The 14,293-nt window shown below is 39.1% G+C and carries 8 protein-coding genes; 5 read left to right on the forward strand and 3 right to left on the reverse strand.

The genetic code is table 11. The features are described from left to right. Positions 1-48: 48 nt before the first annotated feature. The 5 genes from ORQ98_RS02495 (at position 49) to ORQ98_RS02515 (ending at position 9,447) form a co-directional block, all read left to right on the forward strand. Positions 49-1,002 carry an FHA domain-containing protein gene (locus ORQ98_RS02495; protein WP_274687200.1) on the forward strand — a complete coding sequence of 318 codons (954 nt, stop codon included), beginning with the start codon at positions 49-51 and terminating at the stop codon, positions 1,000-1,002. A gap of 115 nt (positions 1,003-1,117) precedes the next feature. Next, positions 1,118-5,326, forward strand: a complete 4,209-nt coding sequence (locus tag ORQ98_RS02500; RefSeq protein ID WP_274687201.1) for a TOMM system kinase/cyclase fusion protein — start codon at positions 1,118-1,120, stop codon at positions 5,324-5,326. After that, positions 5,304-6,161 carry a hypothetical protein gene (locus ORQ98_RS02505; protein WP_274687202.1) on the forward strand — a complete coding sequence of 286 codons (858 nt, stop codon included), beginning with the start codon at positions 5,304-5,306 and terminating at the stop codon, positions 6,159-6,161. Before ORQ98_RS02500 ends, ORQ98_RS02505 begins: the two co-directional genes overlap by 23 nt. A gap of 36 nt (positions 6,162-6,197) precedes the next feature. Beyond that, positions 6,198-8,402, forward strand: a complete 2,205-nt coding sequence (locus ORQ98_RS02510; protein WP_274687203.1) for a TOMM precursor leader peptide-binding protein — start codon at positions 6,198-6,200, stop codon at positions 8,400-8,402. A 148-nt stretch (positions 8,403-8,550) separates the two neighbouring features. Then, the gene (locus ORQ98_RS02515) at positions 8,551-9,447 is read left to right on the forward strand and encodes a DMT family transporter (protein ID WP_274687204.1); all 897 of its coding nucleotides are present in this window, start codon (positions 8,551-8,553) and stop codon (positions 9,445-9,447) included. A gap of 96 nt (positions 9,448-9,543) precedes the next feature. Here ORQ98_RS02515 and ORQ98_RS02520 read toward each other — a convergent pair whose 3' ends face one another. From ORQ98_RS02520 to ORQ98_RS02530, 3 genes are all read right to left on the reverse strand, one after another. Then, positions 9,544-10,677 carry an NAD(P)/FAD-dependent oxidoreductase gene (locus ORQ98_RS02520; protein WP_274687295.1) on the reverse strand — a complete coding sequence of 378 codons (1,134 nt, stop codon included), beginning with the start codon at positions 10,675-10,677 and terminating at the stop codon, positions 9,544-9,546. Continuing rightward, positions 10,667-12,619 carry a LodA/GoxA family CTQ-dependent oxidase gene (locus ORQ98_RS02525; protein WP_274687205.1) on the reverse strand — a complete coding sequence of 651 codons (1,953 nt, stop codon included), beginning with the start codon at positions 12,617-12,619 and terminating at the stop codon, positions 10,667-10,669. Before ORQ98_RS02525 ends, ORQ98_RS02520 begins: the two co-directional genes overlap by 11 nt. Before the next feature lie 251 nt (positions 12,620-12,870). Next, positions 12,871-14,250 (reverse strand): nucleotidyltransferase domain-containing protein, encoded by a 1,380-nt coding sequence (locus ORQ98_RS02530; RefSeq protein WP_274687206.1) that lies wholly within the window; start codon positions 14,248-14,250, stop codon positions 12,871-12,873. Between the last annotated feature and the right edge of the window lie 43 nt (positions 14,251-14,293).

The following is a 14,293-nucleotide window of genomic DNA, read 5'->3' on the forward strand; positions in this document are numbered from 1 at the left end:
CACTAGCAGTACTAGTATTTCATACATCAAGTTTAGCTGGAGCGAGTCATGGCAAGGATATTAGATCAACATTCAGGAAAGATCGTTAACCTTCAATCCCAACATATTTTTGGACGCCATCCCACTTCAACTCATACCGTTTTGCCTAATCCTGATGCCTCACGCATTCATGCGGTGATTACATGGGATGGTGAGTTTTGGTGGCTACAGGACTCCAGTTCAAATGGCACAATTATTAACAATACTCAAATGCAGCCTGGCGGGAAAGTCTGTTTAAAAACTAGCGATCAAATCGTTTTTGGTAAAAATACGACACATCAATGGCAACTACTGGATACTGTATCTCCACAAAGTATGCTAAAAGCAATAAGTCCAGGCCTTTTAGATGTTATTTTAGAAGATATAGTCGCCCTGCCCTCAGAACAAAACCCTGATGTTGTCATTTATATGACTGCTCAAGGCGCTTGGGTATGTGAAAGCCAATCAGGTACGACACTGCTTAAATCAGGTGACCGTGTAGGGGTAGTCGATAAAGTCTGGCAGTTTATTGAGGCAGCACTTTGTGTTCAAACCCAAATGGTCGTAGAAAATCAGCCGACTTCACCAAGATTTTACTTTAATGTCAGTCAAAATGAAGAGCATGTTTTCTTGAAAATTCAGCTTGCACACGAGGAAATCGACCTAGGGCAAAGAACCCACCATTATTTATTACTCTTGTTGGCTCGCAAACGACAGGAAGATAAAGCAGCGGGACTACAAACCAAAGAACAAGGCTGGATCGATAAAGAGCTGCTTAGTGATATGCTTAAACTCAGTGAAAACCATATCAATATCCAAATTTACCGCTTTCGAAAGCAACTCCTCAGTGCTATATCATCGAAACCAACCTCTTTTCCTCAAGTGATAGAACGAAGAAGACGAGAAATTCGCTTTGGCTATGAAGATATTGATATCCAAGGTGGTACGATGGCATCCACTGACAATCTCACCGTTGTCGGTTAGTCGTTCAATCCAGGTTATTATGCATACAACTATACAATTATGATCTAACCTTACATTCCATAACGTCACCTGTTGTATAGCTATCCTTAGGGAAAACTGTTAGGAAAAGCAGGCAATGGAATCGCCCGAACTACTGCTAATAAATAAAGATGTCCTCTTACATTCAGATAAATACAGCTTAATTGAAAAAATAGGTGAAGGAGGTTTTGGCCAGGTATACAAAGCCAAGCAGACCAACACTGGGCAACTGGTTGCCATCAAGTTTTTAACTCTCAATCCAGCATTTGATGCTGACAAAAAAAGACGCTATATCGAACGATTTGAGCGTGAAACCCTCTTATGCAGCCGTTTACATCACCCTCATATTGTCCGGCTTTTAGATAAAGGGCGTGAAAAGAACAATCTGTTGTATGCTGTATTTGAATATGTGGAAGGTCTATCCCTCAAAGAGCGCTTAGCCCAATCAGGCCCATTATTGCCTGCGGAAACAGGACAAATTATGGCACAGGTGTTGGATTCGCTAGCACACGCTCACAAACAAGGCGTTATTCACCGAGATATCAAACCAGCCAATATTATGCTCAGTCAGGTTGGAGCAACCACCCATGTTAAAATTTTAGATTTTGGTATTGGCTCTTTGGTGAATGAAGCACGGCAACTCGATTATAAAACCATTACCTTAACCCAGGAAACCCTGGGCACCCCATCCTACAGTGCACCAGAACAATTACGCGGCGAGCCCCCTACCCCACAAACGGATATTTATGTATGGGGATTAGTTTTTTTAGAGTGCTTAACAGGTAAACCAGCAGTATCAGGCTCAAACCTGGCGTCTATTTTTCACAAGCAATTAAGTCATTCCAATATTCCAATACCACCAGCCATTGCAGGCCATCCTGTTACGGTTTTGCTGAGGCGGGTGTTGAATAAAAAAGTGAATGAACGGGCTGCCAATGCCGCTGAACTGTATCATGAATTTAGCCAAATTAACTTAGCAACCATTGTAGGCGACTTAAGTGAACAGAACAGCTTATCTACTCCGCCAACAACTACCCAAGCTGTCACTGCTTCATACGACAAAACATTAGTAGATGATACCCAGTTCTTTTACACAAGCCTGACGGAAGTTAAACAGCTGACGGTTTTATGTCTGACTTTACACATTAAAGCTGTTGTTGAAGTAACACCGAATATTGAAATCCTGGATACGCTGCACCGTGATCAGAAAGCACAATGTATTGATACTGCCATACGCTTTGGTGCTTATCATGTGGGTACACTTGGTGACACCCTACTGTTTTATTTTGGTTATCCTAAAGTCAGTGAAAATGATTGCCGATTATCTGCCCGTACGGCCTTAGAAATTTTCAGTAACTTAACCAAAACCAATGCCTTGTTAAAGAAAACCCAAGGGGTTGAAATACACCCTAAAATAGGTATTCATACGGGTGCTGTCACTATCTATTCAGATGCTACACCAGAAGGTGAAACCCCCAATCTCGCCATGGAGCTAGCCCGCCTTGCTATGCCAATGCAAGTACTTTGCTCTGAGTTCACTAAAAATCAATTAGAACGTTACATTGAATTTGAACCAACCAGTGCTAAGGTGACTAGTTATCAGCAACGTAAGTTGCTTTTATACAGCTTAAAGGCTGAGCGTGCCGTTGAAGCCTTTGGCTTTTTACGAGCCAATCACTCCAATCAAAGCTTTATTGCCCGTCAGCATGAGCTAAATCAACTTATTAAGTTGTTAAATAACAATCAAATAAAAAACTCCACTGATCAGAATCATACCCAATTTGCACATGTGTGGGGTGAAGCAGGAATTGGCAAATCCCGACTTATCTTTGAATTTCGAAGGAAAGCTACAAGCTTTAACCACTATATTGCCCAATGTTTACCAGAGCATAAAAATAATGCACTATATCCAGTACTTAACCTATTAAAATATCAGTATGCTTTGGATTCAATATCACCTGAAAAAGCAATTCAAGTACTAAAAAGTCAAGTTAATAAGTCTGGTCAATTAGACGAAAAACAATCTATTCCAATACTTTGTTCTTGGTTAGGCTTACCATTACCAGATTATTTATCGGATGTTGCTTTTTCACCAGATTCCCAGAAACAAATCTTATTTATCACGTTAAGCTGCCTACTTAATCAGCAAAGTAATTTAACTTCCAACCAACATAACTTGTATATTTTCGAAGATATTCACTGGGCAGACCCAACTACCTTAGAGTTTATTGCTTATTGGCTAGCTAGTGAAGCGTTTGCTAAAAATCAGGCAATTTTTGTCAGCACCTCACGTGAAATAATACCCCAGCACCTATCAGCACATCCCTTTACTATCGTTGAGTTATCAAAGCTAGATTATAATAATACTGCCGAGTTTATTATTAGCCGCTTTGAACATCAAAATGTTTCTGATCAAGTGTTGGATATTGTTGCCACTCGAACTGATGGGATCCCCTTATTTATCGAAGAAATGGTCAATATGCTTAAGCAAAAGCAATTAGTCCAGTATTTAAATGGCATTATTGACTTTAGTAGTCCTGATAAAATCAATGAAGTCCCTTCCAGCTTAAGGGAGTCTCTCCAACAAAAACTGGATAGTTTAGTTTATGGCAAGGAAACCGCTCAATTAGCTGCGACCATTGGCCGTGAGTTTAATTATAAGTTGTTAGTATCAGCTTCTAGCCGCAGTGAAGAGCAAGTTCAAATAGACCTGAATGAGTTAATAGAAGCAGACCTGGTATATTTACAACGCAAAATTGGTGATGATACTTATATCTTTAAGCATGCTTTGGTTAGGGATGCAGCTTATGAAAGCATCCCCTCTGACAAGCTTGAAGGTTTTCATAAGTATGTAGCAGATACACTGGTTAGTCATTTCGAGGGTTTTATCAAAAACAACCCTGGTGTAGTTGCTGATCACTATCATAAAGCCAATGATTTCATTCTTGCAAGTCAATATGGCATTAAAGATGTCAGTAACTTGTCACAAAGATCTTTAGATCAAGAAGCTGAACAACGTAGTAAACAAGTCAATCAATGGATTGCCTTAATTAATTCTAATCAATCTGTAGAAAAAAGAATAACAAATGAGTTGCAACTCCAATTAAACTCAGCACTTTTACCTGTTAGAACAAAGATTCAAGGTTGGGGGGCAAAAGGTATCAAACAGCTTGCTGAAGAGAATATTCAGCTAATTAATCATATCAAAGATTCAAATAAAAGTAATTTGTCTAATAAGGAATTAAGTCAGCTAAAATATAAAGCAGAGTGGGTACTGCTGATATATCATCACTATCAAGGTAATAGAAAAATAGCCAGAAAACTAGGTGAAGAGCTTCTGAAGAAAGCTCGTCAAAAAAAAGACAGAATACAAGAGCTGATTGTTAGGACGACTTTAGGCCAGGCTTATTTTTTTGATTGCGACTTTTCATTAGCTAAAGAAACTCTAGCATGGGTAATAGAAAACTATGATCATGAAAAAGACATCAACTTAAATATTGAATATGGATTTGATCCCTATCACTTTTCTTCTGGAAATATCATGGCCATTGAGGCTCTTACTGGTAATATAACAAAAGCCCTACAGTATCGAGACAACTGTTTGGCACAGGCGATTAAAACCAATAATATATCAACGATCGCCACTGGTTACACCTGGGGCACTATTTATTATTTTATTATGTATGATCGAGAAGGTATGAGACAGTGGTGTGAAGAAGGTATAAAAAGTTACGGTAAAAAATTTCAAAACAACTGGATTCTTGATCACTTTTATATGAACTATGATTGGACTCAAAATCAATATGAGCGGGCAGCAAAGACAGTTAAAGATTGTATTGAATCCGGTCAAGTTGGCTTTTTACATTGGTACGATCCATTATTGGCAAGAACTTATATAGAGCATAGAATGTTTAATGAAGCAGTTAATATACTTGAAAGTTCATTAAAAAGATCACAAGGTTTTGGCGATATTTGCATTTTATCTATTCTTTATCGCCACCTTGCAATTGCTTATTATTGTCAAGCAGGCTACCTTAATAAAAAAAGTGAGGACTGTTTTCAAAAAGCTATTAGTGAAGCACAGCAGCGCCATAGTATATGGCAAGAGTTTATGGCAGTTTATGAATATTTAAAATACTCTGAGGTAACAAGCGATAGAAGAGGTTTATATCTACGACTAAAAGAAATCATTCTATTGCTTAAAGAGACGAATGATGAGAAACACCTAAATAACAATGCCCACTTTATTCAAGCAAACAGTTTAGTTTTAAGGAGATTTAAAGATGAAAGAGGTGCTATCCAGTGATTTTTTTACACATAAAAAAACATTCTCATACAATGGCTTTATAGATATTTCTAAAATCTCTCGACAATGGTTTTCATTAATGGTAAAGCTGAATGAGTCTCGCAGATTAGCAAACTTTTTCTCAGAAGACAGCTTAATTGATGATCCAAATGACGCAAAAAATAAAGTTTGGCAGATAAAATCAACCGAATATACAAGGTATTTTTTAACAACAGGGATTGCTATTTTTGATATATATAACCAGAAACCAAATATACTAGATAAGTATAAATACCAAGAAACTATGCCAGTAGATCGGGTAATTCTAGTAAAAGATAAGGATTTAGAATCTAAATTAGATAAACTAAAACAGTACCAGTTTAAAGATGGGCTTTATATTGAAAATGTAGAAAAGTGGCCTGGGTGTGGAATGGCTCTACCTGAAAAAGTACGTATTAGACTTAATCCAGATATTGTGTGGCCAATTTTTGAAGCTCAAATTAAGCAAAAATCATCTGACAAGCTTTATAAAATAAAAATTGGCAACTCAACAAATCAAATTAACTGGAGCTATGAAGAAATTGATATAGTTACAAAATTAACCCAAAAAGATGAGATTTTTATTTCAGGGCAAACAAAAGATTGTATAGACAATAATTGTTTGGAAAGATTTGATGAAGTTTCTTATCAACTTCAACAAGGAGCAACAAAAGTAAAGGTAAAATTCAAAGCAAATGAATACGAGTTTCAAAAAGATACTGCTTTATTGGTATTACCCTATACATGCCCTGCATTTGATATTCTAACAGAAATTAATTTCGATGGGACTAATGATATAGTTTTAACAACTACCTAGGGAACAAGTGGGGGCTGCTGCCCCTTAAAGAGGATTATGCCAAATTTATATAAAATCAACACTAGCTACCTCTATGCTAAACTAACATCAAACAAGTTAATTGCTTTATCAGAGTCAGATAGTTTTCTACTAGAGAGAGAAATTTTCTGTGACATACTTACTGAATTTGCTAACGTAAGCTTTAATATCGAAGAAATTGTAAGTCGATTGTCAAATATACACCCACCCGCTCTCATACTACGTGCATTTAATAAACTTGTATCTTCAAGCCTAGTTATATCCTTAAATAGGGAGCATAATATTCCTATTCATACTGATATAACTTTTTTAGTGAATCATACACCAACCAGCCTCAAAGATAAGGTGAAACTAATTGAGCTTGAGAAAAACTGCACTATCCACCCTTTACTGATACAACATGGTTTTAAGCTTTCTAATAATACTGATTTTTCGATTGTAGTAGTTAATGATTACCTTGACCCAAAGCTGGTTCAAATCAACCAAACCCAATTGAAAAATCAATCGCCTTGGTTGTTATTTAAACCCTTTGGAAACCAGGTCAGGATAGGTCCATTATTTGTACCAGGTAATAATACCCTATGCTGGCAATGCCTTGCTTATCGACTAAAAATGCACCAACCTTTTGCTTACTTAGTTGATAATGCAAGTAAGGTTATAAAACGAGCTAAACCTTTAGCAACAGAAGAGTCATTAACTATAGCTGTCAGACAACTTAAAAAAGTACTAGCAGAAATAGACTTAAAAGATGGTAGTCATTTATCATCAATATTGTGCCTTAACCTGGTAGAAGGAAAACTAGAGAGTCATAATGCTTATAAACGTCCTCAATGCCCAGAATGTGGAATGCCTTATAAGATTGACTATAGCAATCTACAAATAAATAATGAAAGCACAATTAGCGACTGTTCCGGAGGTTATCGCAGCACTTCTCCAGAGTTGACATACAACAAGTATCAATATTTAATTGACCCAATCACAGGTATTATTCCAGCCCTTAGAAATTATAGCAATGCAAATACTGCTCCTCTTTTTAACTATTCATCAGGACGCAACTTAGCCTTACAAAGTAAAAACTTATTTTGGTTAAATAATCATCTTCGATCCTGTAGTGGTGGAAAAGGAAAAAGTGCTCAACAAGCCAAAGCTGGTGCATTATGCGAAGCTATAGAGCGTTATTCAATGATGTACCATGGACAACAGCCTTGTAAGGTTGCCAGTTTGGTTGAACTAGGCAATAGCGCTATACATCCCAATAGCTGTATGAATTTTAGTGAACAGCAGTTTGCAAACAGAGAATCGATTAACCAACAGTCCTCATCATTTTACTCATTAGTTCCTATAAAATTTGATTCTCATCAGCAGCTTGATTGGGCTTCAGTTTACTCTCTAATCAACAAAGAAATAAAATACTTACCCTCTGCCTACTGTTATGCTCAATATCCACATGAAGATGAATCAGCATTGATCGCCTATCCAGATTCTAACGGCTGTGCTGCCGGAAATACCTATGCTGAGGCTATCTTACAAGGCTCACTAGAACTCATCGAACGTGATGCTGCTGCAATCTGGTGGTATAATAAAATACTCAGACCAGAAGTTGACTTACATAATATAGGCAATGATTACATTGCAACTCTTCTTGATTTTTATCGCTCAAAAGAGCGGAGCTTATTTGTTCTCGATATTACCACTGACTTAGGTATACCAGCTTTTGTTGCTGTTTCATACAACCTATCCAATAACAAAGAAATCATATATGGCTTTGGTTGTCATTTAAACACTTTAATTGCAGTCGAGCGCAGTATTATTGAGCTAAACCAACTACTTCCTATACTGCTGGATCAAAAGCTTGATCAATTGGACCACCAACTAAAAGACTGGTTAACCTTACAAAGTATTGATGATCACCCTTATTTACTCCCTAGTAATTCTAATAAAATAAATCCTCTCAACCACTACCCTGATGATCACCCTACAACTATTTCATCAGCTGTTAACAAAATAACTGACCACTTTGCAAAAGCTGAGATTGATTTATTCATGTTAGATTTAACTCAACCTGATATTGGTATGCCGGTTGTGAAAACGATTGCACCAGGCTTAAGGCATTTTTGGCGAAGAACTGGACCAGGCAGGTTATATACTGTCCCAGTTAAAATGGGGTGGCTTGATAGTGCTTACAATGAAGATGAGCTAAACCCATATAGTATTGTCATTTAGCTTTATTTTATTAAGGAAAATATTTGGTCATGCCCCACTTCACTTTCTTCTGGGGCTATAATGAACTGTCCCTAGCTATTCCTATACAACATGGCATACTAGCTCACCTAAACAACCGTTGATTCTAGCAAAAGACACTATAAGCATAATGATGGAAGTGACACACCACCCTTTGAAAGGTGCCACCTGGATGCTCAGTGCTGGGTTGGCCTTTGCGTTAATTAATACCTTAACTCAAGTGTTGAGTATTCATATGGGAATGAACTCAACCTCAGTGGCATTCATTCAATACGCCATTGCATTAATTGTGTTTATCCCTTGGGTATATAAAACAGGCATTAAAGCCACTTTAAGTACATCCTATCCTTCTCTTCATGTATTGCGGGTAGTACTGGCTGTTGTTGGTATACAGCTTTGGATTTGGGCGTTAGCTTACCCTATTCCCATTTGGCAAGGCATCGCGTTATTAATGACTTCCCCTTTAATGGCAACGTTAGGTGCAGGCCTGTTTCTGAAAGAACAAGTGGGTTTATACCGCTGGTTGGCGACACTCGTTGGCTTTTGTGGAGCAATGTTAATTTTAGAGCCTTGGTCAGAATCCTTTAATTGGGCCGCATTGCTACCACTGGGTGCCGCGTTTTTTTGGGCAAGCTACTCCTTAATGGTTAAGCGTTTAAGTCGAGACGACACATCCAGTACAATGGTGATGTACTTATTGCTTCTCATGACCCCTTTTAATGCCCTACTGACTTTTTCAGACTTTACTCAACCAGCAAGCCTTAACACTTGGCTGTTTTTAGTGTGTATTGGATTACTCACTGCCTTTGCTCAGTGGGCGATTGCAAGGGCTTATGCTGTTGCTGATGCGGCATTTGTGCAACCGTGGGATCACCTTAAACTACCCGTGAATGTCTTAGCGGGTTATTTGGTTTTCGGCTGGATGCCACCAGGGCGCTTATGGCTGGGTGCTGCCATGATCATTTTAGCCGTGGCATTTATTACCCACTGGGAAAACCGCGAGCAGCAAGTGGCAGTAAAAGTATAAAATGCTTTCTAAGTCTGAATAGACTGGTAAAAACCTATTTTAATAGACTCAATTGTTTAATGGCATGTGTCAGTGGCGCTACCTACTAGCCATCCTTTAATCGCTATTCTGTCGTCTCAACCAGAAATCTGATTGAAATTGAGTCACTTTTTTATACTCCGCCTGGTGTATATCAATAAAACACAGAAAATTTTCCTGCATTAATTGCTGATAAGCCGCTAGCTGACCTGTTTTTCCCTTGCTTTCAGCACTGATTGCACAGGCACCATAATAGCCACTGCCAATGCCTGATAGAATACCAAACGATGATAATGGGTCATAACTACAAGCGGCATCTCCGACTGCAAGCCAGCCTTCACCTGCACATTGATCAAGTGCCGACGAATACGCTGCTGTCCGCTGCAGGGTATGATTGCTATCTATTACACAATGGCTTAAACGCTGACATAATTCTGGGTTTTGCTTAGCCAGTGCCAGCATTTTCTCTGTGCTTTTTGGTAAGGGTAAATCTCCATCAGTGAAATAACACAGTACTGAACATTTATCTGAAACAGGTGCCGTATACCACCAGCCCTGCGAGGTATTTTCTATTAATACAGTATGGGGTGGTAAAGTGGATTTATTCGTATGCTTTATTCGCATAATACTGGCGACTAATCCATCCAGTCTTCGCGTTTTCCTATCTAAACGTTTTGCAATAGCACGTGAGCGTCCACTGGCATCAACCAATATTTTAGGTAATATTTCCTGTTCACAACCATTTATTTCACAATATGCCTTCCAGTAGCCCAGCCTTTGATATTCATCACTGGTTGTACATAAAGCAGTTAATTTTGTATTCCAATAAAACTGAACACCCTGCTGCTCAGCAGCCGACACCAACATATGATCAAATCGTGCTCGATTAACTATCCAGCCTCCACCAGAGGGGTTAGCTAAAAAATCTCGATCATAACCACCTTTCGCATCCCATGAGACACGATAGCCAACCATTTTAAGATGGTCATCACTATGAAAACGTTGGGCCAAACCCAGCTTTTTTAAGCATGCCAAACCTCTAGGTGGTAAACACTCGCCTATTTTTGCTTTGACGCTTTCATCCTTAGCTCGATCAATCACAATGACTTGATAGCCTTGTAAAGAAAGCACCAAGGCCGTACAGCAACCCGCAGGACCTGCACCCACCACTAATACATCGGGTGCAGTATGACTAAACCGGTTAAATCTCATCACGACGGTAAACACGACGCCTGGGAGGATTTTGATCGGATTTATCTGCTAACTGTTTATCAATACCGCATTGTTCGTTAATAATATCTTCCGCTTTGGGCTCAACCCCTGCCAAGTTCTCTATCATTAATAACTGCTTATAGCTAGGATCATCTTCAGTAAATCGCTTAGCCACTTCAGACTCTACCCACAACACATTGGGTATACCTGCATCCTGGTCAGTATTTTCTACTTGGCGACGACGAATGATGCCTATTTCACTCCAATGTTGCACCATCGCATTAATTTGAGGCTGATAGCCTCCCTGGAAAAAACGCAGCCAATCTTGACGGTGATCCATATGCTTAATTCGCTGCCCGATAGGTAATTGCTTATCTTCTATACGCTCAAGTGACCTGGTACTCAGTACCTGGTTAGGCACACGAGCTGACCAGAAACTGGGTGTGGGTAAATAGGTCGCCGTATCATAACCTGATCGACAACTGGCTTCATCTGTTTGCCAGGGAATGCCCATAAAGCGCGTTAAGGTACCTGGCCCGCTTTCATTAAACATGTCTTTTAAAGCATGTTTCGGTCGTAAAATAGGTCCATAATCATCTCTGACTGTTTCACCTTCTTTCATGATATTCAGGCGAAATGGGTCATGTTTATTTGATAGATCCCACATTGAAAGACGTCGTAAAAACCAGGTTAATTCAATTCCGGGATGAAATGGTCCACCTAGACACTCTAGTAAATTAGTGGCTGTTAATGCAGCGCCTTGTTTTTCTATTGGAATATCCTGTAGTTTTTCTGGATCATCCTGTTTATTACCGACCTTAAAATTACCTTTAGCCCATTCCTTTAATTGCTGATACTGAGTTTTTGTTACAGAAAGATTTACATCAGGCGCACTATCAAAGTCACCAAAGGCGTCACCATAAAATGGCGGTTGCTTGGCATCTTGTCGTTTATCTTTATTTGGGTCACGGAATTGTTTAAAAATATACTCCCGCAATGGACCTTGTTCCCGATCAGGGCTAATTAACTTGTCTAACAATTGAGGGTTATTAAAATCACCCGGTGAATTCTGGCCAAACATAAAGTAAATACCCTCATTAACCGCTTGATTTTCTACCAGGCGCTGAAATATCGGATAAATATCCCGCCAAAATTCGACCTGTTTCGGTAGTTCCAATACATTTTCACGATAAAATAAATCAGCTACCACATCGTACATGGTTACTACGCCCCGTAGCCCAGGGCCAAAATTCGGCGGTGTCACTGCGACCATAGCGGGTTTTGCTTCAAATTCTTTACCCTTGATTGTAACAGTAGCCCGCACTGGTCCATCACTCACATCATCGTGCCAACCATCATTATTAGCAAAAGTCGTTGCTTCAGCTCCATCATAGCTGGCTGACTCCCCTCGCCCTCCCAACACTAATAAACGACCTTTCTTGTCAGTACGTAGCTCACCTAAATAGACTTTCTTACCAAAGAACTTACCATTATCAAAACGGTATTCAGCTTGATTACCTTTGTTACAACCTTTTATATGCCGTTGCCCAGGTGCAATTAACAAATCCTGCCTTCTTTCATCCCAATTAGTAATAGAAGCATTACGCAACTGACTTTCTAAGGCAATATCACCCAGGTCCATGGCATTGTTAAACTGATAACCAATTGCTTTACGGTTGGCCAACTCCACTCGCCAGGCAATTTGGGTATCCCCCTCATTTACAATCTCACGAACCACTTTTCCTTTAGCATTTAAACCATAAACCCGAAACCGAGCCACTTGTCGCTTAACTCGCCCTTTGTCGTCTTTAAATGATTTATTTTTATTGATAGTTTCGCCTGGCGCTTCAGGACCGATGAAGTATTCATCCGGTGAATTCCCTACCCGCGCAATGCCAATAGCGGGATAAACTGCATACGAACAAACTTCCTTGTCTGACATAGTAAGTTCCTTTTATTGACTGAATGTATTGCTTGCTCGCTACTGGCTTTGTAGCGCTACTCTAATAACGACCACTGCAAAAGGTAGGCATCTATAAATCCATAGCCACAAATACACAGAATAGACGGAAATACCCTTGCGTATAAAATAGAATAAGACCTACAACAGTTGATGGTCACTTGAAAGCCACTAAAAGAGTTAGATTTATAGGTCTGTAGGATAGCCCTGAGAGTTAAATTTAGCAGTGAGTATCAAACAAGCTTGTCATATAATTGGTTTATCTTGAGCGAGTCACTTGATTCTGTTTGTTGAATAAGCCGCTGCAAATGCTCAATTACCCCTTTTCGATCTGCTTTGTAGCCTAAAAACATTTCACCAGCATTGCCTTGACTATCGTGTAATAAATGGTCGACGCTTTGAGGGTTAGCCGTTTCCTGCATCGTTCGAAGGTCATCACTTAACTTAATTAGGTTAGTACGCATCACCTGTTGAATATGGGCGACAGCTTCTGTGTTATTGCTTGATATATCATTAGGGGTGGTAAGAATATTAAAAATTAAACGTAATCTAAGGTATTTACTGGCTAAAAAATCTTCCCCAAATCGGCCACTCTCTGACTTCTTCATCTCTCCTAGTGCGACATCTTTATCCAAAAAATAAGATAATGTGTGGATTTTAGGCCGCTGTGTTTCCCCTTGAGGATAGTAAATTCTACCACTGGCCGCTTCCATCAACTCTTGGGCACTGATTAGATGTTTGGATTCTGGCGGCACTTCATCATCTTCTCGGGCACCTACTTTATCGTGTAATACTTTTAGGAAGTCTGTCAGTATCGGGACTAGCGCATTTCGATACACTTTATACGTTTGGTTATCACATGAGAACATCACATCAATATCGGAACCTTTTTTTTGGCTTCCTGTTGCATATGACCCATATAAACATGAAATAAATGTCCCCCCTAAATGGGTCGATAGTGCTTCACGAAATTCTTGTATTAATCCTTTAACATCAGGGGTTTCACCCGTATCTCGTGCTTTGATCTCAGCTATAGTATTTTTTATTGTTTGCAATGCTTCTGGTGCATGCTCTAAATGGGCTAGCGTACAAGGGTAATCATATGTCTCCTGCTTCATTCCACGAAGTCGATAATCATCACTTTTTTTAACCGAAGGACTATCGACTATTTCTTGGTCTTGGGTTAAAAATGTATGTTCTCGAACAAATAACTCTTTTGATGCAACCTCATCTTTGTTTAATGTTAATACTTTAAACCATAAGTAATCAGGCTGGCTTTTTTTGTCAACTTGGTCATATAGTTCATGATTAGGGCCTCGTCTTGAGTGTAAGGCAACTGCCGTATCAATTATCAGCTCATCCCCCTGTTTCACTTCAACTTCCTTCGTTGAGCCCATCAACGAATTGCCCTGCTTTTCAACCAAATGACTTAACCCAGTCATCATTACTCCCAGTTGTTTTTCTAACGGGTTGTTAGGTTTTACTAATTGATTGATATTTTCAGTACTAATTTGCCGTTGTGGATGAATTTGTTTGGTTTTATTCGTTATCTGTATCTCTGTTTGCTGAGGCAACGAAGAAAAACTGGCCTGTCGGTTAATACCTAGTGGCATAATATTTTCCTTTCTAATTATTTTGCGAGTGACTATATAGACG

Source organism: Spartinivicinus poritis (genome assembly GCF_028858535.1).
Lineage (GTDB): Bacteria > Pseudomonadota > Gammaproteobacteria > Pseudomonadales > Zooshikellaceae > Spartinivicinus > Spartinivicinus poritis.

What these genes read in the sequence shown, in the direction of transcription:
- ORQ98_RS02515 (WP_274687204.1), top strand. Translation starts at nt 8,551, where the DNA reads ATGATGGAAGTGACACACCACCCTTTGAAAGGTGCCACCTGGATGCTC.
- ORQ98_RS02525 (WP_274687205.1), bottom strand. Translation starts at nt 12,619, where the DNA reads ATGTCAGACAAGGAAGTTTGTTCGTATGCAGTTTATCCCGCTATTGGC.
- ORQ98_RS02510 (WP_274687203.1), top strand. Translation starts at nt 6,198, where the DNA reads ATGCCAAATTTATATAAAATCAACACTAGCTACCTCTATGCTAAACTA.
- ORQ98_RS02520 (WP_274687295.1), bottom strand. Translation starts at nt 10,677, where the DNA reads ATGAGATTTAACCGGTTTAGTCATACTGCACCCGATGTATTAGTGGTG.
- ORQ98_RS02495 (WP_274687200.1), top strand. Translation starts at nt 49, where the DNA reads ATGGCAAGGATATTAGATCAACATTCAGGAAAGATCGTTAACCTTCAA.
- ORQ98_RS02500 (WP_274687201.1), top strand. Translation starts at nt 1,118, where the DNA reads ATGGAATCGCCCGAACTACTGCTAATAAATAAAGATGTCCTCTTACAT.
- ORQ98_RS02505 (WP_274687202.1), top strand. Translation starts at nt 5,304, where the DNA reads ATGAAAGAGGTGCTATCCAGTGATTTTTTTACACATAAAAAAACATTC.
- ORQ98_RS02530 (WP_274687206.1), bottom strand. Translation starts at nt 14,250, where the DNA reads ATGCCACTAGGTATTAACCGACAGGCCAGTTTTTCTTCGTTGCCTCAG.